The 24,104-nt window shown below is 36.9% G+C and carries 30 protein-coding genes; 13 read left to right on the forward strand and 17 right to left on the reverse strand.

The window, feature by feature from the left end:
• Positions 1-10 precede the first annotated feature (10 nt).
• The 5 genes from BUA97_RS07530 (at position 11) to BUA97_RS07545 (ending at position 2,926) form a co-directional block, all read left to right on the forward strand.
• Entirely contained in the window at positions 11-241 is a 231-nt protein-coding gene (locus BUA97_RS07530) for a hypothetical protein (RefSeq protein WP_072997253.1), read from the forward strand.
• Positions 242-283: 42 nt separating this feature from the next.
• Entirely contained in the window at positions 284-1,162 is an 879-nt protein-coding gene (locus BUA97_RS07535; protein WP_072997254.1) for a hypothetical protein, read from the forward strand.
• A gap of 149 nt (positions 1,163-1,311) precedes the next feature.
• The gene (locus tag BUA97_RS07540) at positions 1,312-1,923 is read left to right on the forward strand and encodes a DUF6088 family protein (protein ID WP_072997255.1); all 612 of its coding nucleotides are present in this window, start codon (positions 1,312-1,314) and stop codon (positions 1,921-1,923) included.
• Entirely contained in the window at positions 1,913-2,065 is a 153-nt protein-coding gene (locus tag BUA97_RS17320; RefSeq protein ID WP_245795855.1) for a hypothetical protein, read from the forward strand. The genes BUA97_RS07540 and BUA97_RS17320 overlap by 11 nt, the downstream gene beginning before the upstream one ends.
• 3 nt (positions 2,066-2,068) lie before the next feature.
• Positions 2,069-2,926, forward strand: a complete 858-nt coding sequence (locus BUA97_RS07545) for a nucleotidyl transferase AbiEii/AbiGii toxin family protein (RefSeq protein ID WP_245795857.1) — start codon at positions 2,069-2,071, stop codon at positions 2,924-2,926.
• 36 nt (positions 2,927-2,962) lie between these two features.
• Here BUA97_RS07545 and BUA97_RS07550 read toward each other — a convergent pair whose 3' ends face one another.
• The 4 genes from BUA97_RS07550 to BUA97_RS07565 all read right to left on the reverse strand — a co-directional run bounded on the left by BUA97_RS07550 (position 2,963) and on the right by BUA97_RS07565 (position 7,827).
• Positions 2,963-4,174 carry a site-specific integrase gene (locus BUA97_RS07550; protein ID WP_072997256.1) on the reverse strand — a complete coding sequence of 404 codons (1,212 nt, stop codon included), beginning with the start codon at positions 4,172-4,174 and terminating at the stop codon, positions 2,963-2,965.
• A gap of 271 nt (positions 4,175-4,445) precedes the next feature.
• The gene (locus BUA97_RS07555; RefSeq protein WP_072997257.1) at positions 4,446-4,649 is read right to left on the reverse strand and encodes a hypothetical protein; all 204 of its coding nucleotides are present in this window, start codon (positions 4,647-4,649) and stop codon (positions 4,446-4,448) included.
• Between the two features lie 76 nt (positions 4,650-4,725).
• Entirely contained in the window at positions 4,726-5,367 is a 642-nt protein-coding gene (locus BUA97_RS07560; RefSeq protein ID WP_072997258.1) for a hypothetical protein, read from the reverse strand.
• 222 nt (positions 5,368-5,589) lie between these two features.
• A complete protein-coding gene (locus tag BUA97_RS07565; protein ID WP_245795859.1) occupies positions 5,590-7,827 on the reverse strand; it encodes a TonB-dependent receptor in 2,238 nt (745 codons plus the stop codon).
• A gap of 165 nt (positions 7,828-7,992) precedes the next feature.
• On the opposite strand from BUA97_RS07565, the gene BUA97_RS07570 reads away from it, so the two are divergent.
• Complete coding sequence (locus BUA97_RS07570; protein WP_072997259.1) at positions 7,993-8,493, forward strand: superoxide dismutase family protein; 501 nt, start codon at positions 7,993-7,995, stop codon at positions 8,491-8,493.
• Between the two features lie 73 nt (positions 8,494-8,566).
• Here the strand turns inward: BUA97_RS07570 and BUA97_RS07575 are convergent, their stop codons facing one another.
• The 6 genes from BUA97_RS07575 to rpiB all read right to left on the reverse strand — a co-directional run bounded on the left by BUA97_RS07575 (position 8,567) and on the right by rpiB (position 14,436).
• Positions 8,567-8,935 carry a YraN family protein gene (locus tag BUA97_RS07575; protein ID WP_072997260.1) on the reverse strand — a complete coding sequence of 123 codons (369 nt, stop codon included), beginning with the start codon at positions 8,933-8,935 and terminating at the stop codon, positions 8,567-8,569.
• A gap of 17 nt (positions 8,936-8,952) precedes the next feature.
• Complete coding sequence (locus BUA97_RS07580; RefSeq protein WP_072997261.1) at positions 8,953-9,891, reverse strand: S66 peptidase family protein; 939 nt, start codon at positions 9,889-9,891, stop codon at positions 8,953-8,955.
• Positions 9,892-10,064: 173 nt separating this feature from the next.
• Complete coding sequence (locus tag BUA97_RS07585) at positions 10,065-10,742, reverse strand: LysE family translocator (protein WP_072997262.1); 678 nt, start codon at positions 10,740-10,742, stop codon at positions 10,065-10,067.
• Between the two features lie 115 nt (positions 10,743-10,857).
• Positions 10,858-13,011, reverse strand: coding sequence for a ribonuclease R (gene rnr / locus BUA97_RS07590; RefSeq protein ID WP_072997263.1), 2,154 nt, complete (start codon positions 13,009-13,011; stop codon positions 10,858-10,860).
• Positions 13,012-13,017: 6 nt separating this feature from the next.
• Entirely contained in the window at positions 13,018-13,821 is an 804-nt protein-coding gene (locus tag BUA97_RS07595) for a hypothetical protein (protein WP_072997264.1), read from the reverse strand.
• Positions 13,822-14,004: 183 nt separating this feature from the next.
• Complete coding sequence (gene rpiB, locus BUA97_RS07600; protein WP_072997265.1) at positions 14,005-14,436, reverse strand: ribose 5-phosphate isomerase B; 432 nt, start codon at positions 14,434-14,436, stop codon at positions 14,005-14,007.
• 839 nt (positions 14,437-15,275) lie between these two features.
• Here rpiB and BUA97_RS07605 point away from each other — a divergent pair.
• The 7 genes from BUA97_RS07605 (at position 15,276) to BUA97_RS07635 (ending at position 20,594) form a co-directional block, all read left to right on the forward strand.
• Positions 15,276-16,568 carry a site-specific integrase gene (locus tag BUA97_RS07605; RefSeq protein ID WP_072997266.1) on the forward strand — a complete coding sequence of 431 codons (1,293 nt, stop codon included), beginning with the start codon at positions 15,276-15,278 and terminating at the stop codon, positions 16,566-16,568.
• A gap of 662 nt (positions 16,569-17,230) precedes the next feature.
• Positions 17,231-18,304: a DUF932 domain-containing protein gene (locus BUA97_RS07610; protein WP_072997267.1), complete on the forward strand. Its 1,074-nt coding sequence runs from the start codon at positions 17,231-17,233 to the stop codon at positions 18,302-18,304.
• Between the two features lie 54 nt (positions 18,305-18,358).
• On the forward strand, positions 18,359-18,769 hold the full coding sequence (locus BUA97_RS07615; protein WP_072997268.1) for a hypothetical protein: 411 nt from the start codon (positions 18,359-18,361) through the stop codon (positions 18,767-18,769).
• Positions 18,770-18,771: 2 nt separating this feature from the next.
• Entirely contained in the window at positions 18,772-19,266 is a 495-nt protein-coding gene (locus tag BUA97_RS07620) for a DUF1281 family ferredoxin-like fold protein (RefSeq protein ID WP_072997269.1), read from the forward strand.
• Positions 19,267-19,270: 4 nt separating this feature from the next.
• Entirely contained in the window at positions 19,271-19,708 is a 438-nt protein-coding gene (locus tag BUA97_RS07625) for a hypothetical protein (RefSeq protein ID WP_072997270.1), read from the forward strand.
• A gap of 2 nt (positions 19,709-19,710) precedes the next feature.
• Positions 19,711-20,373: a hypothetical protein gene (locus tag BUA97_RS07630; protein ID WP_072997271.1), complete on the forward strand. Its 663-nt coding sequence runs from the start codon at positions 19,711-19,713 to the stop codon at positions 20,371-20,373.
• Positions 20,374-20,399: 26 nt separating this feature from the next.
• Positions 20,400-20,594, forward strand: coding sequence for a 3-isopropylmalate dehydratase (locus BUA97_RS07635; protein WP_072997272.1), 195 nt, complete (start codon positions 20,400-20,402; stop codon positions 20,592-20,594).
• Positions 20,595-20,747: 153 nt separating this feature from the next.
• Here BUA97_RS07635 and BUA97_RS07640 read toward each other — a convergent pair whose 3' ends face one another.
• From BUA97_RS07640 to BUA97_RS07670, 7 genes are all read right to left on the reverse strand, one after another.
• Entirely contained in the window at positions 20,748-21,134 is a 387-nt protein-coding gene (locus tag BUA97_RS07640) for a response regulator (RefSeq protein ID WP_072997273.1), read from the reverse strand.
• Between the two features lie 337 nt (positions 21,135-21,471).
• The gene (locus tag BUA97_RS07645) at positions 21,472-21,762 is read right to left on the reverse strand and encodes a helix-turn-helix domain-containing protein (protein ID WP_072997274.1); all 291 of its coding nucleotides are present in this window, start codon (positions 21,760-21,762) and stop codon (positions 21,472-21,474) included.
• Positions 21,743-22,054 carry a helix-turn-helix domain-containing protein gene (locus BUA97_RS07650; protein ID WP_072997275.1) on the reverse strand — a complete coding sequence of 104 codons (312 nt, stop codon included), beginning with the start codon at positions 22,052-22,054 and terminating at the stop codon, positions 21,743-21,745. Before BUA97_RS07650 ends, BUA97_RS07645 begins: the two co-directional genes overlap by 20 nt.
• A gap of 141 nt (positions 22,055-22,195) precedes the next feature.
• On the reverse strand, positions 22,196-22,639 hold the full coding sequence (locus BUA97_RS07655) for a VOC family protein (protein WP_072997276.1): 444 nt from the start codon (positions 22,637-22,639) through the stop codon (positions 22,196-22,198).
• 34 nt (positions 22,640-22,673) lie between these two features.
• Positions 22,674-22,955 carry a molybdenum ABC transporter permease gene (locus BUA97_RS07660; RefSeq protein ID WP_072997277.1) on the reverse strand — a complete coding sequence of 94 codons (282 nt, stop codon included), beginning with the start codon at positions 22,953-22,955 and terminating at the stop codon, positions 22,674-22,676.
• 115 nt (positions 22,956-23,070) lie between these two features.
• Positions 23,071-23,520, reverse strand: coding sequence for a DUF3872 domain-containing protein (locus BUA97_RS07665; protein ID WP_072997278.1), 450 nt, complete (start codon positions 23,518-23,520; stop codon positions 23,071-23,073).
• 11 nt (positions 23,521-23,531) lie between these two features.
• A complete protein-coding gene (locus BUA97_RS07670; RefSeq protein ID WP_072997279.1) occupies positions 23,532-24,092 on the reverse strand; it encodes a conjugal transfer protein TraO in 561 nt (186 codons plus the stop codon).
• Between the last annotated feature and the right edge of the window lie 12 nt (positions 24,093-24,104).

Here is a 24,104-nt window from a genome sequence, read left to right on the forward strand (position 1 = left end):
ATATGAAACATTGGATGATTTTATTTCTTCCCGCCTTAATGATGAAGAAGTGGAAATCTGGTTTTATGACAATGGTTTAGAGAAGTTTATTATTAAGTTGCCTAATCATATTATTAGAGCCATCAACCAAGGATGTAAATTAGAAATGTTAGAAGGGCAGTATTTTGTTTCAGAAAAAACATACCCTGTTATTGGATTATTCATTTATGACCATATTGATAATCCCTTGATTGTAACTTAATCCAGTAATTTTCTGCTTGAAATAGATGCACTTAAATTAATATTGAAAAGAGGGAATTCAATTTTATTGGACTTTTATGATGAATTGGGGGTTCCCGTTTTATCAAGCAATCCTACCCTAAGTGAGAATACCGTTGAAATTAAATGGCAAAACATTGATACTGAATATAACAATGATAATTGGAAGAAAGTTTTAGATCAAATGAAATTGGATTTTGACGCCAAAAACTATCAAGATTTTCAGAGAATAGAAATAAATGTCTCCAATGCAGTTGCGATACAATCTGCCTTTATTACTGATCAAAATATTACCACTCATTATTTAGAGGAAAAAGAGGGAGATCAGCTTGAAAAAAAAGTGTTCGAACCCTTAGAGTCTATATTTAAAATCAATACTATTTTTCTCAATCCTTATTTCAATTCTTCAGGCAGAAAAAAGGAATTCACCGATATTTTTGCCCATTATGAATTGGGAACATTTTATATTGAATCCAAGGTTTTATCTTCTCAAAAGGCTTTTGATAAATCCATTTCCAAACAACAGGATAATATTAAAAAGCAAATATTAAAGGCGGTTAATCAACTTGCCGGAGCTTTGAGAAGTGTATCAAATGAAATATCGGTATTTGACTCTAAATCAAATCTGAAAATTGAGATTAACAAAGGGTTAGTACCACAATGTATTATTTTAGTTTCAGAATTACCCTCATTTGGGGAATGGGAAGATTTTAACATTTCAATTTTTAAATTAATTTCACAATATAACTGTTATCTCAATATAATGGAACTTTCTGACTTTATGAAGATTATTAAAGTAGCCAGCGCAAGCATCGAAAAATTGGATTATTATCTTATGAAAAGGGCAGAAGGTTTCGAAACAACAAAGACTTTCTTTTATAAAACCGAGGTTGTGTTTAATTAAGTGTTTTAATAATTTATTTTTTATTCCAGGTTCTAGAAAGACTATTTTCAATCTTTATTTGTCCGATTTCTCTAATTATTTGAGAAGCGAATCTTCTTTTTCGTCGCAAATATTTTCTAAATTTGCGACAAAATAACCGTAAATTGCATATGCAAAGCATTGATGATAAAATACTTGTAAAAATAAAAAAAGCGAAGAGGGGTACGCTGTTTTTTATTGAAGACTTTCTTGCTTTCGGCAATGCCAGAGCAGTTGCAAAAGCATTGGAAAGATTGGTCAATAACGGCGGTATTTCCCGTGTCGCGAGGGGGATTTACGCTGTTTTACAAACGGATCCAGTTTTGGGAAATATTCAGCCTTCTGCCGAACAGATTGCAGAGGTAATTCGCAAAAGAGACAAGGCGCGCATTATTCCAACGGGAATTCTGGCGCTCAATGCACTAGGACTCTCCACCCAGATTCCCCTCAATTTGGTGTATCTTACAGACGGTTCTGCACGAACAGTTGATCTCGGCAAAAGAAAAATAAAATTCAAAAAAACAAGCCCGAAAAACCTCGCTGCGATTGGTGAAATAAGCGGACTTGTAATCCAAGCTTTGAAAGAAATCGGGAAGGACAATGTCACTCAACAGGAAAAGGATTTAGTTATAGAAAAACTTAAAAAGGAAAATCCATACCGCTTGGAACACGACATTCGCCTTGCGCCAGAATGGATTAGGATAATAATGCGGAACGCCATAAATAAAAATAATGACAAATAAATTTTTAGCCCTTCCCCAATCAACGAGGGTCCTTGCTTTTACACAAGTTGCCGAAAAAAGAGGAATAACACCGTTTGCCGTGGAAAAAGACTGGTGGGTATCGCAAACTTTGAAAGCGGTTTTTGAATTGGATGTAGCCTAGCATTTGGTTTTCAAAGGTGGCACCTCGCTGAGCAAGGCGTGGAACCTCATAGAAAGGTTTTCCGAAGACATTGATTTGGCCATCGAAAGAGAGTTTCTTGGCTTCGAAGGAAATTTGGCTAAAAACAAGAAAACCAAATTAAGGAAGGCTTCCGGCCAATATATCAGCGAGGTTTTTTATTTAGAATTACAGGAAAAATTTAAAGAGAAAGGCTTGGAAAATGTCACTTTCTCGTTGGCCGAAACCCAGGATTCCGATCAGGATCCTCGTATTATCAATATTTTTTATCCAAATATAATTGAAGTTACGGAATATCTGAAGCCGAGAGTTCAAATAGAAGTCGGGTGCCGTTCATTGATTGAGCCATTTACTATGAAAAAAATTTCCGCGATGGTTGATGATGAATATCCAGAGCAGAGTTTTTCGGAGAAAAGCAAAGAAATACCATCCGTTAATCCGGAAAGGACTTTTTTAGAAAAAATTTTCCTTCTGCATGAAGAGTTTCAGAAAACCGCTGAAAAAATAAGGGTAGATCGGCTCAGCAGCCATTTGTACGATCTATATGCTCTTTCAAAAACAGAATATGCAGAAAGTGCCCTACAGAATAAGGAACTCTATGAAACCATTGTAAAGCACAGAATGGAGTTTGCCAAAATCTCCGGTATCGACTATAGCCTGCACAGGCCAGCCACAATAAACCCTATTCCACCAGAAAATATCATTGAATTATGGGAAAAAGATTATGCCAAAATGCGAGAAGAAATGGTTTATGGCGAAAACAGACCAACTTTTTCTGAAATAATTGAAACTCTTAAAAGACTGAAAGATAAAATCAACAGCCTCAATTGGGAAATGATTTAAGGGAAAGGGTTTTGCTAAAATATTAAACAAATACTCTTACTTCAAAACCTCGTCAATAATCTTATCCAATTTATTATCCGGAAGACTGTTTAAATAAGACATTGTAGATTTTATATCTTTTTGCCCAAGTGCTTCGCGGATAGTCTCAATTGAAATATTATTGAACTTCAAAACTGTGGCAAACGAGTGACGGGCGCAGTAATAAGAGATATTCTTCTTGATTTGCAGTTCTTTCATTATTTCTTTTAACTGCATATTCACATAATAGGTCAGCACTTTTTTGGATCTGTTTTTTAGGTAAATCTGCGTTGGCTTTTCGGTATTCATTATGTTGAAAATGAACTTTGAACTGTCTTCGGATTTGTATTTTTCCATGATATTCCGAGCGTAATCATTGATTTTAAAACTCACCGGAACGCCTGTTTTACTGCGGATATAATCAATACGATCAATATTCAAGAATTTTTTTTCCAACTTAATCAAATCCAAAAAGTTGATTCCTCTTGCATAATAACTGAACAAAAACATATCTTTTGCAAAAGAAAGTTTTTCGTCTTCTGGCTCATATTTCTTGAGTTTTTCTATTTCTTCTTCATTCAGATACTCCTTTTTCCCACTTTCCTTCAGTTTTGAAATTTTATATTGCCTAAAAGGATATTGTTTTTCCGTAATTACTTGGTTTCTAATGGCTTGATTAAAAACCGAACGCAAAGTCCGCATTCTAATCGCGATACTGGACTCCCTATTCCCGCGAGAAATGCAATAGACTTCAAATTTTTTCAAGTTAGAATAATCCAATTCATTAAAGCTAATGTCTTTTTTGCCAAAGAACCGTTGCAGCGCATTCAGAGTATCTTTTTCCACTTTCGCTGTTCCAGTTTTATCCGATGCCAAGAGATTTCTAATCAAATCTTCGTGGAAACTCGTATAGGTTAAGGAAATCCTTTGTCCGCTGCTCGTCTTTAGTTTATTGATGAGATCAGGAAGCGTGAAGTAGATTCCATTTTTATCGAAATCGTCGATAATCTCGTCAATGATCTTAATTCTGCGCTCAATAAATTTGTTGAGGTTAGCGTGATTGGGATGCGAAGTTTTCAGACGACAAGCGTCAAAACTCCAGTCCTTCTCCTTGCAAGTTTTCCCGATTGAAAGACTTGTGTTTTTGCGGTCTTTTATAAATGAAATTATGATACTTCTCTCCCCTGTTTTATTCGCTTTTGGAGCAAGTGTAAAGGTGTAACTTACCATTTTGTGTCAATTTTTATCGTTTTTCACGAACATTTTTTTCAGATGTTCCTGTTTCTCGTGTTTTACAAAAATTTTTTCACGAACATTTCACGAACATTTGCCCTCCAAAAGTAAAATATTATAAAATACTGTACAAGAAAAATATTTGTAAACAATTGATAATCAAAGAAAATAAAGCATAATAAAGATTAAGCAAATTATAATAAAACACAATAAAACCGACTGTTAATCAGAGGGTCGCTGGTTCGAGCCCAGCAAGAGGAGCAAACCATCACAGAAATGTGATGGTTTTTTTGTGTTTATGGGTTTTGTAGTATCTGTCTTTTTTCGTAGAGAATGTATCAAAACGGTCAGACGCAGGATATACCGTTAATCTTCCGGTAACGTTCCGTATCAAAACACTGCATGCCTGGATAGCCTGCAGAAAAGAGAACAGCGAAACTGCCTCAAAAACAATATGCAGGAAGTTTTTCATAAAGCAAAGCCAGCCGGGTACCGGCTGGCTTTAATTTTATCCCAAAAGGCGAAAACTTCTTTAACAATTATATGCTTTATTTCTGACTAAGAAGATATTCCGCTTCCGCTTTTCCCCATTTCGGATCCAGGGAAGATTTTGATTTGTAAGTCCCGAACTGCTCAATCGCTTTTTTGAATAATTCAAGACCTTTTTCTTTGCTTCCTCCGAATTGTTCCGGCGTGAAATAAGCATCTTCTGCCTGTAAAATCGTGATTCTCGGGTTATTAGGATCCAATTCCTGAGCTTTTGCCAGAGCCTGCTGTGCAACAGGTGCTTCGCTCATATATCTGGACATCGGGTCTGCCATCATTCTGAGTCCGCTGGTCATTTTTTTCAGGATGTACAATTCTGCATTGTTAGCACTCAAAACTTCTGATTTTGCAATGTATCTCTCGGCTTCAGCTGCCACAGCATCCAATCCGGATTTGTCATCGCCACGCATCAGGATCCTTCCCTTCTGAATAGTTGCAAACGCAGCGTAGTAGTAAGGTAACCACTGCGTATTTTCTTTGGTTCCGATTCTGTCAAAATCATTCGCTAAAGCCGTGAATTCGTCGGGTTTTTTGTGCTCTTCTACTTTAGCGATCTTCTCTGTCATTGCTTTTTCATAAGCAGTTTGGGCAAATGCTGTAAATCCTATTAAAGAAAGGCTGATGGTTAAGATTAATTTTTTCATTTGATTATATTTTTTTGTTGGTTTAATTTCTGATTCAAAGATATAATGAGTTTCGGTTGGTTTAAATTTTATTCTCCTGAACCGTAATTTTTGATGACTGAATTGTAATTAAAACGATGATTTATTTAAAATTAATTGGTAAATCTACTTTATTAGCTCAATGTGTAACACAATAAACAGCTGATTATTAGTTTTTATCTTTTCTCTATTATCTATCTTCTTTTATAAATTATTATTAATGGCATCATTCGTTTTATCAACACCGAAACTGACGAAAACACCCACAAAAACAAGCGTATTAACCGGTGGCCTCACGGCAGTTCTGCTTGCGCCATCAGCAGAATAATTGAACCCGTAAACATTTTTATTTCCCAGGATATTATTGATACTCAACACAAAAACTGTAAACGATTTAGAATCTTTCTTACCAACACTCGGCACATAATTGATGCTGAAGTTCAGTCCGCTGTAATCTTTTAATTTCCCTTGATGGCGAACGAAGTTGTCTCCGTTTTGAGCGACGATATCGTAATATGGTCTTCCTTTGGAATAAGTATAAGACAAATTAAATCCCGTTTTCCAGTCCATTACAAACTTCTTGGCAACCGCATTGAAGGTATGTTTCGAAGCAAAATTAGGCGCTAAACTAAAAGGATAGTTTAAGAAGTCTCTTTTGGAATCAAGATAAGAATAAGTCAGCCAGTAATCGATATCTTTGAAGGTTTTTTTGTCTCTCCAGAATAGTTCAATGCCTTTTGCATAGCCTTTCCCTCCGTTATCTTTGGCAACCTGAAAATACTGATCTTGATTACCGGTCATCAGACTGTCTTGGACATAGGAAGTTGTTTTAATAAGGCTTTTGTATTCCTTATAAAACGCTTCGAACCTCAGACTTCTTCCATCCGAATTTTTCTGAACCTGAAAGATATAATGGTCTGCTCTCTGGAAATCAAAATTCTTTCTGTAAAGATATTTGCTTTCCGGATTCTGATAGAACATTCCGTACGCAAAAGACGTAGTCCAGTCTTTCGAAATTCTGTAAGCTAAAGCAGCTCTTGGAGAGAAATTCCATTTGCCGAGATAAGATGAATGTTCTGTTCTCGCTCCGATCTTTGCGGTTAGATTATTAGTAAAAATCAAATCCGTTTCTGCAAATCCTGCTGAAATCAAATCTTTATAATTGCGTCCGAAAGTGCCGTATTTCATTGTTTCATCCGCATTATTCAGTTCAAAACCTGCACGAACAACACTCGCTCTGTTGATTTTTCTTTCGATAACAGCTTTTGCATTGATGTAATTGGATTGGTTGTTGATTGGCGTATTGGAAAGCTCAACATTATCTTTAAAAGTTGAAAAGTTCAAATCGCTGGAATTGTAGGTATAAGACGTGCCTATATTCAGAAGATATTTCCCGAATTTCTCTTTATATGACAAATTATGATACATATTCTGTCCTTCTAATTTCACCATATTTCTGTCAGAATCTTTCTCCAGACTCTCAGAACCAACTGCCATTTTATTCTCATCGACGCTTCCGTAATATTTAATGAAACCTCCTTTTTTAGTTTTAATTCTGAAGTTGCCGTCAAACCCATAACCTTGCGGAAATTTATCAAAATCTGTATTGAAATTGAATAATTTTCCCATGAGTCCAAGATTCGAGTAACCTCCGGCAACGCCCCAGGAAGCAGTTTTTTCCTGATTTAGTTTTTGATAATTGGCACTCAGAAAAATCGGGGAAACCCCGAAATCAAATGATGTTGTATCCGGCAGATCCACACTTTCCAAAATCAAAACCGAAGACAAAGCCTGCCCGTAAACTGCAGAATAACCACCACTTGAAAACACATTTCCTTTAAATAATGACGTATTAAAACGGTCTCTTCCTGCAATTCCCGGAACCGAATTGGTGAAATAATTATTGACCAGATTCCCATCGATGAAGATTTTAGTTTCAGCACCAGTTCCGCCTCGCACGAATAAACCCTCGCTCTCTCCCACTTTCTGAACACCCGGCAGATAACCCAAAGCGGACGAAATCTGTCCGTTTGCGCCGGCTGTTGTATAAACATCCAAAGGTGTCAGCAGAGCGGTTGCACGCTTCTTATCACTGGCTTCTATACTTCCTGCTGTAATCACAACTGCATTGATTTCGTTGATTTGTTGCTTTAGATTTGCATTCATTGCAATATCTTTTCCTTCAATTTTTACAGGAATTTCTACCTCATCATAATCTTTTCCTGAAAAAAGCAAAGTCTTATCACCTGTCTCAGTTGTTGTAAAAGAATAATTTCCATTTGCGTCGGTGGTTGCGCCGTCATAAGTATCTTTTAGCGTTACACTGATATCCTTCAACGCTTTATTTTTATAAGTTACCTTTCCGGAAATGGTGATCTGTGACCAAAGTGCGATGCCGGTCAATAAGGTGAAAAGCATCAGAATCCTGCGATGAGTCGTCATAAGTTTAATTTTGATCAAAGATATTCCGGCTGATAATAATATTAAATTAATTATAACCGAACGGTTGAAATTGTCACCCGAACCGTAATGTTCCACGTAAAACCATTCCTTACGATATTGGCTTTAAATTTGTTATATCGAAAAACAACAAATAAACTAAACGAAATGAAAAATCTACTACTTGTTGGTATTGCAGGACTGACACTAGCTTCCTGTAAAACAGTTTCAAAACAATACATTGTCCGTCCAAAGTCTTATACTGAGACGCAGGGAACAGCCAATTTCACTCAGAAAAAAGGCAAAGTGGAAATGGATCTTAGCGTTTTCAAATTAACACCCGGACTTCACGCCGTTCATATCCACGAGTTCGGAAACTGCAGCGCAACCGATGCTTCCTCTGCAGGCGGACACTGGAACCCTGATAAAACAATGCACGGAAAATGGGAATCCGAACACTTTCATATGGGTGATATCGGTAACCTGGAAGCCGACAAAAACGGACAGGCACAATTGATTTTTACAACGGATAAATGGTGTCTTGGTTGCGACGATCCTGCTAAAAACATCATAGGAAAATCTCTGGTTATCCACGCCGGCGTTGATGATTTTCATACGCAACCTACTGGAAATGCAGGAGGAAGAGTTGGATGTGTAGAGATAAAATAGATTTAAGATTGTAGGTCGCAGGTTTTAGTTTACTATTCTACTACCTAAAAACCTCTAAACTTCTACCTCAAAATTATATTTCAAAACTTTGGAAGGCATCTATAAAATGGTGGATTTCCAAAGTTTTTTGTTTGTTTGGAAGGACTGAAATGATGTCGAATCTAACTTCTTTATCGACATTATTTTCTTCAATGAAATAGTTGGCCGCAGAAATCAACAATTTAATTTTCTTTTTGTTAACCGCATCCTGAGGTTCCAGAAAAGCATCTGTGTTTCTGGCTTTTACTTCTACAATAATGATTTGATTTTCAAACTCTGCAATAATATCCACTTCAGCTTTCAGATAACGGAAATTGCGGACAAGAATTTTATATTTATTCTTGACAAGAAAATCGACAGCAAGATCTTCTGCGATCTTTCCAAATTCGTTGTGTTCTGCCATATATCAGAAATTAAAGATTATGAATTTTTGAAATCTACCTGAACTTTTTTTTCAGCTTTCAGATTAATTTCTGAACCAATAATCAATGGTCGATTGTCAAAAATATGCCCGTTTGGAAAGCCAAAAACAGTGGGAAAATCATATTTGGAAATTCTGTTGGCAATCAATTGATAAGCGAAGGAGTCGAAGGATTCTTCGTATTCTTTGTTTTCATTTTCCTTGCCCATATTGGTCATTCCGCCAACGATTAAACCTTTTATTTTTTTTAAAACACCTGCTAATTCTAAACTCATAATCATTCTGTCAAGAGCGTAGAAATTTTCGCCGATGTCTTCTATGAATAATATTCTATCTGTAAAATCGAAAGAATATGGCGTTCCCAAAAGTGCATAAATCAAAGCGAGATTACCGCCAACCAGAATTCCGGATGTCTCTCCCACTCTGTTATCTGGATTGGAATCGATTTTGTAATTGAGTTTTTTACCTTTCAGAATATCGAAAATTAATTCATAGCTTTCTTCTGTAACCCCAAAGCTGGATGTTTTAATCGTCTGTCCGTGGATGGACGCAAAACCTTTTTTCAACAAATAACTCTGAATAACTGTATTGTCGGAATAGCCAATATACCATTTCGGATTCTTCCTGAATTCTTTCAAATCTAAATGCTGAACCAAATGCTGACAACCGTAACCACCTCTCGAAGTCCAGACCGCAGAAGTTTCCGGGTCGTTCAAAGCCCAATTGATATCGTTAATCCGTTCTTTTTCTGTTCCCGCGTATGAATAGCCGTTTTGGTATTTTATGTAGAGATTTTCGCCTAAAATAGGTTCGTAACCTTTGGATTTTATTAATTCCAATGTTTTATCTAATTGCGGAATCTCGACAGAACCAGCTGGGGAAATAATGGCAATTTTGTCTCCTTTTTTAAGTGATTTGGGAAAAGTGATGTCCTGCATTTGTGTCTGATGTTGTTTGAACGCAAAGGTCGCAAAGATTTTTGGAATTTATTGAAAATATTTTAGGCTCACAAAAGCACTTCGCTAAGGAAAGGAATTAGTTTTAATGTTCGTTAGGTTTTGAGAATCCTTTAACAAGCTCAGGATAAATTAGGCAAATGAAGCGCCAATTCTTACTTAATTTTAGGCTGCTGCTTTTCTGCTTTTTCTAACTTCTCATCGAACTTATTGAATTTTTTGAAGCTTTGAAGAAAAATAAAGAAACTGAATAAGACTAAAATACAGCCTACCGCTTTTCGGATTTTATTCGCAACCCGTTGATTTAGTTTGTCGTGGAATTGTTTTGCTAAAAGGATTTTGGACAAATCGATGAGCAAATAAGTTCCAATCACAATGCCAATATAGAGTACAAAATCCTGAACTCTTGGATAGGCATTTCGGACAGAAACTACAGTTACAAGCCAGAAAAGGACGACGCCGATGTTAAGTAAGTTGAGCAAAAATCCGTTTAGAAATGTTTTGAAATAATTTTGGTCGATGAGTTTTTCTTCGCCTTCGATGTGCATTTTGGTTCTTGAAAGCAGCATATAAATGGCGTAAATCAGAATCAGAAATGCGGAAATCCGGTAGAATCCGGGATGTTTGTCTATTAAACTAACCAGGTCTGCGCTGGCATAATAACTGACAATGATGCAAAGTAAATCAGCGGAAACTACACCAATATCCAAGGCAATCGCATGTCTGGGACCTCGTGAAAAACTGGTTTCTATCAGCAGGAAAAAAATGGGTCCGATGAAGACCAGACTTAGCATGACTCCTAATCCGACAGCGTATAAAATGAGTTCGAGCATTCGATTTAAATTTCAGAACCGGCTGTAAAAATAGAGATTTAAAATTTAAAGCAATGTTTAAATTTCATCAAAATTGATTTCTAAAGTTTTAGGAAATCAATTTTGATGAAATTTTTTAATCATTAATAATCTTAAAATCCAACTGTTTTGCAATCAGATTCGCTTTTACAACTTTTATTTTTACCTCGTCTCCGAGCTGGTAAGTATTGCCTGTTCTGGAACCTATAATCGCATAATTTTTTGAATCTAATGAGTAAGAATCATCCACCAAATCACGGAGTTTTATCATTCCCTCTGCGCCATTTTCAGGGATTTCTACCCAGAAACCATAGTCGGAAACACCGGAAATAACGCCTGAGAAAACTTCTCCAACGTGGTCTTCCATAAACTTGACCTGCATAAATTTAATACTTTCTCTCTCTGCTTCAGAAGCCAATCTTTCCATTGCAGAACAATGCTTGGCCTGCTCTTCCACCACATCTTTGTTTGGCGATTTTCCGCCATCTAAATAATGCTGAAGCAATCTGTGCGCAATCAAATCGGGATAACGACGGATAGGCGATGTGAAATGTGAATAATACTCGAAGCCAAGTCCGTAATGGCCAATCGGGTCGGTGGAATAAACGGCTTTGCTCATACTTCTCATCGCCAGCGTTTCAATCATATTTTCTTCACCTTTTCCTTTGACATCACTCAATAATTTATTCAGAGATTCAGCGACTTTCTGGGTATTTGCTAAATCCATTTTGTAACCGAAAGTTCCAACGAAATCTCTTAAAGCCGTCAGTTTCGCCGGGTCCGGGTCATCGTGAATTCTATAAATGAAAGTATTTCCGGTTGGTTCATTTCTTTTGTTTAACGAAATAAATTCTGATACTTTTTTGTTCGCCAAAAGCATAAATTCCTCAATCAAATGGTTGGAATCTTTGCTGACTTTGAAGTAAACACCAATCGGTTTGTTATTTTCATCCAGATTGAATCTTACTTCGCTTCTGTCAAAGGTAATTGCGCCGTTTCGGATTCTTTCAGCTCTCATTATTTTCGCCAATTTATCTAGTTGAAGAATTTCCTCAACCAAATCGCCTTCACCAGTTTCGATTCTTTCCTGCGCTTCTTCGTAAGCAAATCTTCTATCGGAATGAATCACCGTTCTGCCAAACCATTGTTTATGAATTTTTGCGTCTTCATCTAGCTCAAAAACCGCTGAGAACGTAAACTTATCTTCATTTGGACGCAGTGAGCAAACATCATTACTCAAAACCTCCGGAAGCATCGGCACTACTCTATCTACCAGATAAACGGACGTTGCTCTTTTGTATGCTTCATCGTCCAGAATGGTTCCAGGTTTCACGTAATGCGAAACGTCCGCAATGTGAACACCGATTTGCCAAAGTCCGTTCTCCAGTTTCTGAATTGACAAGGCATCATCGAAATCTTTCGCATCTTTTGGGTCAATAGTAAATGTGCATATATCACGCATATCCAAACGTTTTGCGACCTCTTCTGCATTGATACTTCTATCAATCTTGTCTGCGTCGTGCTCCACTTCCGGCTCGAAGTTATATGGTAAGCCATATTCCGCCAAAATGGAATGAATCTCGGTTTCGTGGTCGCCAGGTATTCCAAGAACGGTAACAATTTCGCCTTCCGGATTCTTGCTTCCTGATCGCCATTCGCGCATTTTAGCAATGACTTTGTCGCCATCTTCTGCACCATTGAAATGATTTTTGGAAATGAACATATCCGTATTCATTGTCTTCTTGTCAAAAACTACAAATCCGAAATCTTTCTCTGCAATCTGCTGGAAAATCCCAACGAAAGTGTCTTTGGCGCGTTCCAAAACCTCGACCACAGAACCTTCTACTTTTTTACCTTTGAAGTTATAAGTGACCAAAAGTACTTTGTCGCCTTGCAACGCGTCTTTTACATTTTTTTGGTGAATGAAAATATCATCTGGCATACCGTCAACTTTTACATAGGCATTTCCTGATTGATTGAAATCTATAATGCCTGTCAAGGTTCCTTCGATATTGACATTGACAATATATTTTCCTTTCTCTGTTTCTTTGATTTTCTGAGTCGCCTGCAACCTGTGAAGCGCCTGAATCACCAACTCTCTCTGTCTTGGATTTTTATAATCTATCCCTTCTGCAATCTGTTTGTAATTGTAGATTTTGGATGTTTTCTGATTCATAAAACGCAGAATTTTCCTTCCAATATCCTGAAGTTTCTGTTCGTTTTTATGAGACGTATGTTTTTTGTTTTTCATTGTTTCTTATATGTTTTCATCTAAAGTAATCCACTTTTTATTTTTATATTGATAAAACAATTGCTTTTCAACAATATTTTTTTCTTCATCAGATATTAAAAATTTTACAAGATAGACGTTAGATAAATTTTTGTGATCAGTAGGAAAAATATTTAGGTTTAGATTCAAATATTTTCCTACTAATATTTTATTTTTGTCTATTTTTATTTCTACATTTTCGTCAAATTTTTGATTTGATGAATAATAGAATGTCTGGTTTTTATTCTCTAAATCATTGTAAGTACCTTTGTATAAGGTTTTTATTTTATAATTTACTAAATAATTTTTCTGAATTTTCATATTATCTTCAAAGGATGAAAAAGGCATTCCAAGTAAAGGTATAATCATCTTATTATTGAAAAAATTCTGAACTTTCTTAAAATTATTCTTCGACCATAATTTAATAATTACTACATCAGAAATATTTTTCTCAAAATGCTGGCATTCATAATATGGACTATTTCCACATCCATAAGTTATTGTTATATACTGCAGATTCAAGACAAGTATTTTTCTTGAATCTGAATTTATTTGATGGAATTCTTCCAGTTTAAAAAGTTCGTCAAATAGAGTTTCGAAATTAAAAGTATTAAGCTCTTGTACTTGTTTTTCATACAACTTCTTTTCTTCGTTATAATCTTTTTTACAATCTTTTGACTCTCTTATAAAAACAATATTCTGTATTTCATTTCCTTTTAAAGAATCATTTTCCTGTGCTGATAAACACAAAAAGGAAAAAATCATCAAAAAAGAAAATAAAGCTTTAATCATTTTAAAATTTACTGAGATTTGCAGTAATTAATCATCAATAAAGATAAAATAAAATAGGGGAGTTTTGGAAACCTTGTGTTAATTTTTGGTTTCGTGAGAAAGAACTTTCTCTGTGAAATGCGTTGCAAAGATATAACTTTTAAAATAAGCCTGAAGTGATGTCACTTCAGTCCTTTTATTGGTCTAGCAAAATGCTATTTTATCAACTCTGTTTTGGTGTCTGCCACCTTCAAAATCTGTTGTCAGGAACTTATCTACAATCTCGAAAGCCAATTCCTTTGAAATAAATCTTGCCGGAATCGAAATCATATTCGCATCGTTGTGTTGTCTTGCTAATGAAGCAATTTCTGGCATCCAGCAAAGTGCACAACGGATTTTCTGATGCTTGTTTGCAGTGATTTGAACGCCGTTTCCGCTTCCGCAAATCAATATTCCTAATTCGTTTTCACCATTTTCTATAGAAGTTGCGGCTGGATGTACAAAATCCGGGTAATCTACAGAATCGGTAGAGTAGGTTCCATAATCTTTGATTTCAACCTTCCCTTCTAAATATTTTTTTATAAGTTCTTTATATTCAAAACCGGCATGGTCAGCGGCTATTGCTATCTTTTTCATTTTTTTTACTTATTATTTTATATAATAAAACGGAACATTAGTTAACAATTCCATTTTAAATTTCATTATCATTTTTAATCATATAAAATTACTACATATTTTTATAATCGTTGGTACGATATTTAGTATAATTAATAATTATTTTCAATATTAAATATTGACATATCAACATAATTTTGATTATTATAATATTTAAACAAACGACTTTTAATATTATTGAAAATAAGATAATATAATGTTAGAAGTTGTCAGAAAACCTGTGGATAAGTTCTATTAAATAATCCTTTTAAAATTAATCTATTTTTCGTAATGCAATATTTTTCAGGAAAAGTAATTCAGATTTTAAAAAAACTTTTTGTGGAGATTCATTTGTTTTATCCGCAAAATTGTTTCTAATAAAAAGCAGTTTTTAGAATTACAAACATTTGTTAATAACAATGATAATAATTTGATTTTCAATATTAAATTAATGTTAAAAACCTACTCATTACTATGCATTTCTTGTGATAAAATAATCATCTTTTAGTTTTCCCCATAATACCGAACTACAACAATAGACTACAATATTTATTTTTATTAAAAAAGATTATTAAAATGCAAAGATAAGCAAAACGGTTAAACCTGTTATTATACAATGCTTTATAAAAGTGTAGTCTTTTTTGAGAACTCTCTGTCCGATAGGTTTTGGGCTTGAAAATACAAAGTTAGGTTCCTAAATCGTTACCAATTCAGTCGGTAACTACTCAAATCTAACTGTTTATATTTCAGTCTTTTGCACCCCTTTTTACGTTTCCTTGTAACTCAATGTAATTTAATTTTAAACATTAAACATTGTGGTTATGGAACAGACAAAAAGGTCAACGTTTAAATTGCTTTTCTACCTGAAAAAGAACGAACCAAAAAAGAACGGTAATGCCCCGATTATGGCACGTATTACCATTGACGGAGTACCTAAAACTTTCGGAACAAAGTTAGAAATTAACGCAGATAATTGGGACTTAAAGTTTGGTAGAGTTTTAGGCAAAAGTGCAGAAGCATTAAAAGTAAACAAGAAATTAGACAACATTCGAGGTCGTATTGATGCGATTTATGAAGATATGCTCAAACACGAGGGCTTTGCTACTTCACAGAAAGTGAAGCTCGCCTTTTTGGGTGTTGGTGTAATGGACGATGCTATCCTAAAGGTTTTCAACGACCAGAACGAACAATTTAAAAAATTGGTCGAAAAGGAAGAACGTTCGGAGGGTACTTACAATAAGTACATCACAGTTTACAATCATCTTTCCAACTTTATAGAGTTACGGTATCATCGTGACGATATGGCTTTTCGTGAATTGAATAACGATTTTATCCGTGAGTTTGATTTTTACCTCCGCTATGATTTACAGTTAAGCCATAATACTATTTGGGTGTACACAATGCCTGTCTTGGCTTTGGCACAGTTGGCAATCAAAAAAGGTCTGATACGTGATTATCCTTTTGAGGATTACGAAATCAGTATGCAAGAAACCGACAGAGGTTACATACTAAAAGAGGACGTTGAAAAACTTATGATGAGCGAACTACCGCACCTACGATATGAAGTTGTAAAAGACCTTTTTATTTTCAGTTGTTTCACAGGGCTTGCGTATTCGGATATTAAAAAACTGAAAAGGAATAATATTCAAACTTTCTTTGACGGTCACGAATGGATTATAAGCAGGAGAAAGAAAACGGACATTGCTTCCAATGTTCGGTTATTGGAAATCCCTAAGCGTATCGTTGAAAAGTATATTGATGTAACCCGTAATTCATTTATCTTTCCCATTCCGACGAATGCAACTTGTAATAAACACGTTGCTAAATTGATTGAAGCCGCCGAAATTATTACAGAGCAAAAAGTAACTTTCCACACGGCAAGGCATACTTTCGGTACAATGTTTTTGACCGAGGGCGTACCTCTCGAAAGTCTTAGCAAAATGATGGGGCATAAAAATATATCTACCACACAGATTTATGCGAAGATTACCAGCCAAAAAATCAGTAAGGATATGGATTTGGTTTCGCCTAAATTTAAGGCTATGGAGGATGCTTTTATTATCAAAATGGAACAAAAGGACACTCCTATATTAAAGACTGCAAATGCGGTATAAATAAAGTGTTTTCTTAATCAACAGAATTAAACAGAGCTTGACGGCTCTGTTTTTTTTTGCCCATACCTCATTCGCCAAAGCACATTTACCGCCCTTTCTAATCCCCTCGCAGTAAAAGAGCTTTCGGCTATTTCTGAAACAGAAATTTGAAAAACGCCCTCCGCTCATTCCACTTTCCGGCATTTTTAAAATCCCTGTTAGGTGTGGCTTTGAGAGCCACACTACTACCACTAAAACATTTATCTATTCAGGGAAATAGAAAGTATTATTTCAATTCAAGACAGACCATTTTCTAATGCAATTTTCTCGGCTTCCACATTTTTTTTATTCAAAGAAGCCTGTATGCACTATTGTCCCATTTCAAGAGCAAAGGTATTTCCGTGTTCTTAACGCCGCCAAAAGGTCAAGCAAGTTTGGAAAAAAATCTCCACCCCTTGGGTAGTATTTGTTTTCCAAAACCTTGTGTCGGCTAAACACGAACCTTTAATGCTCGTGAAACGAAACATAGCATACTCCGGCTCTTTGGACGAATAAAAAAAATGTCAGTTATGAAAATTATAAGCATTGAAAATGGTAATGAAACGAAACAGCACCTCCTCTCATTACCGAATAAATCAAAAAAAATAAAATCAATAATTCTTTAACATCAAAATTTTAACAAAATGGCACACAACATCAATTACAACGAGAGAACAGGAAAACACAGTTTCTTTTCTGTAAAGCAAAAAGCGTGGCACGGGCTTGGGCAGATTGTAGAGCAATACCCCACAAGTGCGGAAGCAATCATACACGCAGGTCTTAATTACGAAGTAGAGAAAGCCCCACTATTTACAAAAGGTGCAGGACTAATCGAAACACCCAACGGCATCGAGTTCGGCAGTACAGAATTAGAAGTGCCTAATTTCTTTGCCAACATTCGCACCGATAACAACGCAGTTTTAGGCGTAGTCGGTAAAGACTATCACATCGTACAAAACCGTGAAGCATTCAATTTCTTTGATGCTATTGTAGGCGGAGGCGACGGCATTTTATACGAAACGGCTGGAGCATTAGGCAAGGGAGAACGTATTTTTATTACTGCAAAATTGCCTGACTATATCCGTGTAGGAAACGGCGACGACGTAACGGAAAAATACATTTTCCTAACAAACAGCCACGACGGTAGCGGAAGTATTACGGCAGCGTTTACACCCGTGAGAATAGTTTGCCAAAATACCCTAAACGCTTCTTTACGGAATATGACAAACGTTGTGCGGATTAAACACACTTCAGGAGCAAAACAACGTATTGAGAACGCCCACAAGATAATGGGGCTTGCAAACACTTTGAGCAATCAGTTAGAGGGTATTTTCAACCAATGGTCGAAAATAAGAGCAACAGACCGAGAAGTTAAAAAGCTAATCCAATTAGCCCTTTGCCCGAACAAGGAAACGCTGGAGCTACTCCGAAAAGGTGCAGAAGATGAAGTTTCCACCGTGTTTAAAAACACCGTAGAAAACGCACTACAATACGCAATGGAAAGCGAAACCCAGCTAATGAACACCACAAAGGGTACTTTGTTCGGAGCATACAACGCCGTAACGGGATATTTTCAGAATGTACGCAAATACAGGGACGACGAAGCCAAACTACAATCCATTGTATTAGGAGGCACGGCACAACTGAAATCACAAAAGGCATTTGAACTATGTACCGCCTTTGCGTTAGACGGTGCGGAAATCCTAAACTTCAATTAAATATTAACACAGGCTACCGCCTTAAACGGTGGTAGCCCACTAAAAACAAGAGATATGAAAGCATTACATAAAATGGACAATTTAGACAGAGGCGAATTGCTTTGCAGACTATTCCCCGAAGAAATGGCGAACATTCAGAACGCTATAAAAAAGCAGTGTGATTACTTCCTGCAAAATGAAACAGACTTTAGAGAGGGTTGGTTTAAAGGGGGATTTTTTACCGCAGATTTTTGGTATTGGCTTGTACAGAATGCACACAGGGTAATAGAGAAAAACGAGGACAAGCTACTCAAAAAGCCCCGTTGGTTTGCAGACCATTTTTTTGACGGACACAATTCAATATTTGCGACAAACTGCCTTATTGAATACGCACAGACAGAAGAATGTACACCCAATCTAAAACAGGCTATACACCTCATTTTCGGGAATGAGCCTTTATTAAAAGTAACCTTAAACGATAAATAATTATGGCGAATTGGTGCAATAATACGGTTGTTTTCAACGGACACCCGAAAGCAATCGAACAGATAAACAGGATATTCAAATCTATGGCAGATAGTCAGAGAATTGAGGACGTAGGACAGTTACCCGATTTCTTACAGGATAGTGAGGGAGATTATTTCTTCAATATTGAACAGTATGAGGGTTTAACAAACGAGTTTCATTACGAAACGAAGTACACCCCCAACACGGAAACCGTGAAGCGGATAGCGGAGCATTTTAAGGTAGATTTTACGCTGGAGTATGAGGAATTAGGTTGTAAGGAATACGGCAAAGCCATATTTGAAGACGGCGTATTAACGAACATTAGTTTAGACCAGCAGGACATTGACAGCTTTACATTAGACGAAGCGACAGACACCTACCATTTTGAGGGCAAGGAATACGACAGCGAGTGCGAAATACTCGAAACCTTGCTGGAGCGTAAAATCGAAAATCATTTTAATAAAATCAAAATTTAGAACAATGAAATTATCAGCTAAAGCAACAGGACATATTTTGGTAAAAGCGGACACCAGCAGCGAGTGGGATTATTGCGAATTTGCAATAATCCACCTATCCGAAGAATGGAAAGCGGAGCAGGCTAAACGCCTGGCATTAGTAACACCATTAAAGGGAAGTTATCACTTCCAATCAATGAACTTTTATGATACCGCAATAGGCTTTTACAGGACAGGAGAAAACGACCAGCCCGACATCGAGAAGATACTCGGAAATAAAGAATGGGTATTTGTGGAGCTTGATAAGGGAGAGCAGGACACATTTGCCATTCCCGAAAATCGTTTGGATTGCCACAGGCTTGTATTACGTGCGGACGGAACAGCCAATTATACAGCATACGGCAAACACACCAGCGAGGCATTTTGGTCGCAAAAATTTTCGTTACATCAATTAATACAATAGTTATGAAAAGCATATCAATAAACCTTTACAGTATAGAGGAATTAAGCAAAGAAGCTAAGGAACTTGCATTTGAGAAATATCAATATTTCAATGTGGAGTTTTGGAATTGGTACAACACCCAATATGAGGATTTTACGGAGATAGCCAAAACCATTGGGATAGATATACACGAAGACGGTATTTATTTTAGTGGATTTTGGTCACAAGGCGACGGCAGTACCTTTAAAAGCAGGATAGATGCCGAAAAATTTATCGAGGGAATTAAGCAGGGAAAATGGAAAGAGTTTGCTCCGACCCTTGAATTTGATTTTGCCCCTTGTCCGTGTGATAAACGAGTTATTGCCCTTATATTAAACGGAACAATAGATTGTTCTTGGCATACAGACACACCCAACAGAGGGTATTGGTTAGATTTTACCCTTGATTATTATTGGTCTTCCGTGTATAAAAGGGATTTTCCAAATATCGACCGTGAATTAGAAAAATTGGACGGCTGGGTACAAGAAATTCTAAATATATTAAACCGCCATTTATACAAATCATTGGAGCAGGAATACGAATACCAAACCAGCCCCGAAGCCCTGAAAGAAACTTTTATAGCTAATGAGTACCTTTTTACAGAGGACGGCAAAATGGCGGACAGGCTTTTAAACTTGGCTGTTTAATTCATAACAATTAAAAAATCAGAGCAATGAAAATCAGAGATAAAAAAGGGAATTGGATTGAAGTTACCGACCTTAAAAAAGCTATTCGGCAGACAGGCTGGTTTAAAGAATACCAGCACAACCCACCGACAGAAAACGACAAGGTACTGCAAGCGTATTGGGCAGATATGCACGAGAAATTGCTGGCTTTGCAAGAACGGTTAAACCAACCGAAAAAATAAACCACCGCCCGACCTCAAAAATCGGGCGGCAAAAAGACACACCTCCTACGGTCGGGCAGTCTTTTTGCATTTATAAGGTGCAACCCTTTTGAGGTTGCGAGGTTTTACGTGGGATATTGATTATCCCATTTTTGTATTGAGGGTATGGATATTTTAAACTTTCTCGATAGCTCTTTTAAAATCGTCTGCATCGCTACCAATAGGCAGATAGCTTTTTATTCCTATTTCGGTAAGAGCCTGTACCAACTCGTCTGTATCATCACTATCTCCGTAGCCAATTAATCTAATGCTTGGATATTTTGACTTTAATTCCCGAAGCTGTGCCAGCACATTCTTATCGTTAAATTTGAGGTCAATAATAATTGCTTTAGGGAGTGCTGTCAAAGCAGATAATTGAGCTAAACCGTCCTGAACATTCTCCGAACGGAACAGTATCTCAATTCCTGAAGCAGTAAGGTTATTGCAGGCAATATCAATAAGCGGACTTTTATCATTGATAAATGCAATGGTGTTTTTGTGGGGGTCGTTTCCTGTGTCCATAGCTGATAATTTTTAATGTTATTAGCGGAAACCTACACAAAAAAAGAGCGTAGGCAATCACACTTACCGATACTAAGGCACTGGTACGCCCAAACCCCGAATAAGCGGACGCCCACGCCTATTGCGTGAGCGTTCTTACTTATTGCATCGGGGTTGTAAAAATTACCAGTTTTTAGTACCAATAGCTAAAAGCAAAAACACTTTAAGTATTTTCTTTATTTTCAGATACAAATATAGTGAAGCTAAAAACGTTCAGCAACTCAAATTCGTTAAATTCAAAGTTTGAGGTATCGGTTAGGTTTAATTTAGCCTTTTGAACGTCCGACCCGAGAAGCGTTTAATCTTTTGTGTTGGTATAATTCTGTTCCAAGATAGTCAGAATATCACTTTCTTTATAAATTATCTTACCGCCAATCTGAATAAACGGCAGGATATTATCATCACGGTATTGCTGGAGTGTGCGTTTGCTGATATGTAACAGTCTGCACACATCTTCGCCTGATAAATAGATTTCTCCGTTCATTACAGGACGGTAGTTTTTCAGTATATCCTCGATACGGTTTCGTAACCGTGTTATCATTTCCTGATAGGCTACGATTTCGTCAGTGTCATTCGTCAGTAAATCCATTGTCATTAGTATTGTACGGTTCGCCAGCTTCGAGCAAAGCCTGTACGTCCGAGAGTTTATAATAATTCTTGCGGTTCATTTTAGAATAAGGCAGTAAGCCCTTATCCTTATAAGTCTGCAAAGTTCTTTTGGTAATGTTCATCATCAAACAAACCTCCTGATTGTCGAGCCACTTTTCCCCTTTGAAAATCGGGTCATATTTTCGGGTAGCGTTTTCGGTAAGTTCCAAAAGCTCTTTTATATCATTCGTCATTCCGTCCAATGCGGATTTTGCTATTGCGATAACTTCCATAGTTTGCACATTTTTTCTGTGGAAGTCGAAGATATTAAGGCTTGTTGCAGGGCTGTGGAATGTTGCACCCTTTGGCTTTGAAAGGCAGTGTTTGGCGTAATAAAAAACAAATCGGATAACCTTTGGGGCTATCCGATTTATTTAGTTGGGATTTACGAAATTCAAAACCCTGTTATATTCAGGAGGGTAATAAGCCAGCTCCCATATATGCCCGTCGGGGTCGGAAAAATACCCTGCATATATGCCGAGTGCTTCGTTTGTTGTCGCTTTGCTCGTTACCGTTCCGCCACACGCCGAAACATTTGCCAACGCAATATTTACATCTTCTTCGGACGGCAAAACACAACTGATAATCGTAGAAACATTATCCTTTGAAATCTCAACGTTACGACCTGTTTTCAGGCTGTAATAGGCTTCATATCTGTTTTTGTCTATCAGGTACAAATTAAGGCTGGGAAGCTCCACAATGATTAACCCGTCTTCGAGAAATATTTCGGGCGTTTCGCTGAATAGGTTTTTGTAGAATGTTACCGATACCTCCGGAAACGCTACGGGTAAATAAACTATTGTACTTGTTATGTTCATACTATTTTTAATGTTCTCCAAATTTAAGTAAAAACTATCGTGTGCTTTGTGCTTCTATTGGCTGTTTTTCCTTATCCTTTTTCATTTGGGTGTACGTCCATATACAGACCACTCCGAGAATAATAAGACCATAGGCAAACAACTTGCCGATACGTTCCAAAAAACGTACAGATACAGCTTTAGTATATCCCGAAAACATTTCTACACCAGCAGCATTACGCCTGTAAAACCTCCTGCGGTTTATCCAATAGATAAGCACAACCGCAACAACGATAACAAAAATACCAAACACTAATTGAGCTGTAACCGTATCCATAGCTATATGATTTATAATACCGTAAATTTAAACAAAAACCCCTTACTTTGGATGCTAAAAAGTAAAAAACCGACCTGTTGAAAGTCGGTTTTGCTTTTCTAATTTGGTATCGTTTTTAGTCGCTACTGTTAAACTGAAAACTTAGCTGTTTTTCATTCCCGAAGCTGTCGGAAATCCAAACCTCAAAGGATTGTGATACGGCAGAAGCAGAAGTATAATACAACCTGAATTGCTCCGATTGTAACGGGTACAAATCGTTCGGCAGATACGGCGGTTCATCGTAATACCTCAACGAGCCTTGTCCGTCAAACTGAAAATACCGCAGATAGTATTGTGTATTTTGGTAGTTACCGCTACGCTGTATGGTTATCCTGATTTCTACCGTCTGCCCGTTGGCAACGTCTTTGGGAACAGGCATCACATTGACCTCGAAAGGAAAATCATTCTGTATTTCAAGCTCATCATCTTTGCTACAAGATACCAGCGAAATAGAACCTGTCAGGATTGCCAACATTAGGTATATTGGCAACATTCCTATTCTGAAATTATTAAATATTGCTATCATCGTTTTACGTTTTAAAAATTAAACCTTATTCCCACGCCTGCGGACGGGCGGAACTGTCGCAAATCTGTACCCCATAACACTTTTGTACGCCCTTGCAGGACAAGTACAAAACGGTCTGATAGGTACGTTTCAAAGGTCAGGCGACCGCCAGCTCCGTAAATGAAATTATCCTCGCTCACTATCTTTGCACCGTCATACAACATCGTTTCGCCTCTGTTGATGCTCTCGTAACCAACCACGCCCGTTATCCCTGCATTTAGCGTAATATTCTTACGGGCATCGCCCAGCAGGAAGAAACTGTAACCGCCCTCAGCAGTATAAGTTTCCTGCGGTATGCGTTGGTCTTTATAGTCGTGGTATTGGTGCGTGTACTCCAATGTCCAAATCTGATAATTTCCGTTTTTGCCGTTCACGGTCATTCCGAGATTGATATAATAATCGTTACCGATTTTATCATCGGACAAAATGCCCGTACTCACTTCCAATCCTTTTTGCTTTGGCAACATTCGTTGTGCCTGTGCAACCGTGATGGCCACAAAGAGTAGCATCACGGTATAGATATACTTTTTCATTGTTCTTGCTTT

Origin of the sequence: Epilithonimonas mollis (assembly GCF_900142325.1) — a bacterium.
Taxonomy (GTDB): domain Bacteria; phylum Bacteroidota; class Bacteroidia; order Flavobacteriales; family Weeksellaceae; genus Epilithonimonas; species Epilithonimonas mollis.

What these genes read in the sequence shown, in the direction of transcription:
- BUA97_RS07540 (WP_072997255.1), top strand. Translation starts at nt 1,312, where the DNA reads ATGCAAAGCATTGATGATAAAATACTTGTAAAAATAAAAAAAGCGAAG.
- BUA97_RS17320 (WP_245795855.1), top strand. Translation starts at nt 1,913, where the DNA reads ATGACAAATAAATTTTTAGCCCTTCCCCAATCAACGAGGGTCCTTGCT.
- BUA97_RS07550 (WP_072997256.1), bottom strand. Translation starts at nt 4,174, where the DNA reads ATGGTAAGTTACACCTTTACACTTGCTCCAAAAGCGAATAAAACAGGG.
- BUA97_RS07555 (WP_072997257.1), bottom strand. Translation starts at nt 4,649, where the DNA reads ATGAAAAACTTCCTGCATATTGTTTTTGAGGCAGTTTCGCTGTTCTCT.
- BUA97_RS07560 (WP_072997258.1), bottom strand. Translation starts at nt 5,367, where the DNA reads ATGAAAAAATTAATCTTAACCATCAGCCTTTCTTTAATAGGATTTACA.
- BUA97_RS07565 (WP_245795859.1), bottom strand. Translation starts at nt 7,827, where the DNA reads ATGACGACTCATCGCAGGATTCTGATGCTTTTCACCTTATTGACCGGC.
- BUA97_RS07570 (WP_072997259.1), top strand. Translation starts at nt 7,993, where the DNA reads ATGAAAAATCTACTACTTGTTGGTATTGCAGGACTGACACTAGCTTCC.
- BUA97_RS07575 (WP_072997260.1), bottom strand. Translation starts at nt 8,935, where the DNA reads ATGGCAGAACACAACGAATTTGGAAAGATCGCAGAAGATCTTGCTGTC.
- BUA97_RS07580 (WP_072997261.1), bottom strand. Translation starts at nt 9,891, where the DNA reads ATGCAGGACATCACTTTTCCCAAATCACTTAAAAAAGGAGACAAAATT.
- BUA97_RS07585 (WP_072997262.1), bottom strand. Translation starts at nt 10,742, where the DNA reads ATGCTCGAACTCATTTTATACGCTGTCGGATTAGGAGTCATGCTAAGT.
- rnr (WP_072997263.1), bottom strand. Translation starts at nt 13,011, where the DNA reads ATGAAAAACAAAAAACATACGTCTCATAAAAACGAACAGAAACTTCAG.
- BUA97_RS07595 (WP_072997264.1), bottom strand. Translation starts at nt 13,821, where the DNA reads ATGATTAAAGCTTTATTTTCTTTTTTGATGATTTTTTCCTTTTTGTGT.
- rpiB (WP_072997265.1), bottom strand. Translation starts at nt 14,436, where the DNA reads ATGAAAAAGATAGCAATAGCCGCTGACCATGCCGGTTTTGAATATAAA.
- BUA97_RS07605 (WP_072997266.1), top strand. Translation starts at nt 15,276, where the DNA reads ATGGAACAGACAAAAAGGTCAACGTTTAAATTGCTTTTCTACCTGAAA.
- BUA97_RS07610 (WP_072997267.1), top strand. Translation starts at nt 17,231, where the DNA reads ATGGCACACAACATCAATTACAACGAGAGAACAGGAAAACACAGTTTC.
- BUA97_RS07615 (WP_072997268.1), top strand. Translation starts at nt 18,359, where the DNA reads ATGAAAGCATTACATAAAATGGACAATTTAGACAGAGGCGAATTGCTT.
- BUA97_RS07620 (WP_072997269.1), top strand. Translation starts at nt 18,772, where the DNA reads ATGGCGAATTGGTGCAATAATACGGTTGTTTTCAACGGACACCCGAAA.
- BUA97_RS07625 (WP_072997270.1), top strand. Translation starts at nt 19,271, where the DNA reads ATGAAATTATCAGCTAAAGCAACAGGACATATTTTGGTAAAAGCGGAC.
- BUA97_RS07630 (WP_072997271.1), top strand. Translation starts at nt 19,711, where the DNA reads ATGAAAAGCATATCAATAAACCTTTACAGTATAGAGGAATTAAGCAAA.
- BUA97_RS07635 (WP_072997272.1), top strand. Translation starts at nt 20,400, where the DNA reads ATGAAAATCAGAGATAAAAAAGGGAATTGGATTGAAGTTACCGACCTT.
- BUA97_RS07640 (WP_072997273.1), bottom strand. Translation starts at nt 21,134, where the DNA reads ATGGACACAGGAAACGACCCCCACAAAAACACCATTGCATTTATCAAT.
- BUA97_RS07645 (WP_072997274.1), bottom strand. Translation starts at nt 21,762, where the DNA reads ATGGATTTACTGACGAATGACACTGACGAAATCGTAGCCTATCAGGAA.
- BUA97_RS07650 (WP_072997275.1), bottom strand. Translation starts at nt 22,054, where the DNA reads ATGGAAGTTATCGCAATAGCAAAATCCGCATTGGACGGAATGACGAAT.
- BUA97_RS07655 (WP_072997276.1), bottom strand. Translation starts at nt 22,639, where the DNA reads ATGAACATAACAAGTACAATAGTTTATTTACCCGTAGCGTTTCCGGAG.
- BUA97_RS07660 (WP_072997277.1), bottom strand. Translation starts at nt 22,955, where the DNA reads ATGGATACGGTTACAGCTCAATTAGTGTTTGGTATTTTTGTTATCGTT.
- BUA97_RS07665 (WP_072997278.1), bottom strand. Translation starts at nt 23,520, where the DNA reads ATGATAGCAATATTTAATAATTTCAGAATAGGAATGTTGCCAATATAC.
- BUA97_RS07670 (WP_072997279.1), bottom strand. Translation starts at nt 24,092, where the DNA reads ATGAAAAAGTATATCTATACCGTGATGCTACTCTTTGTGGCCATCACG.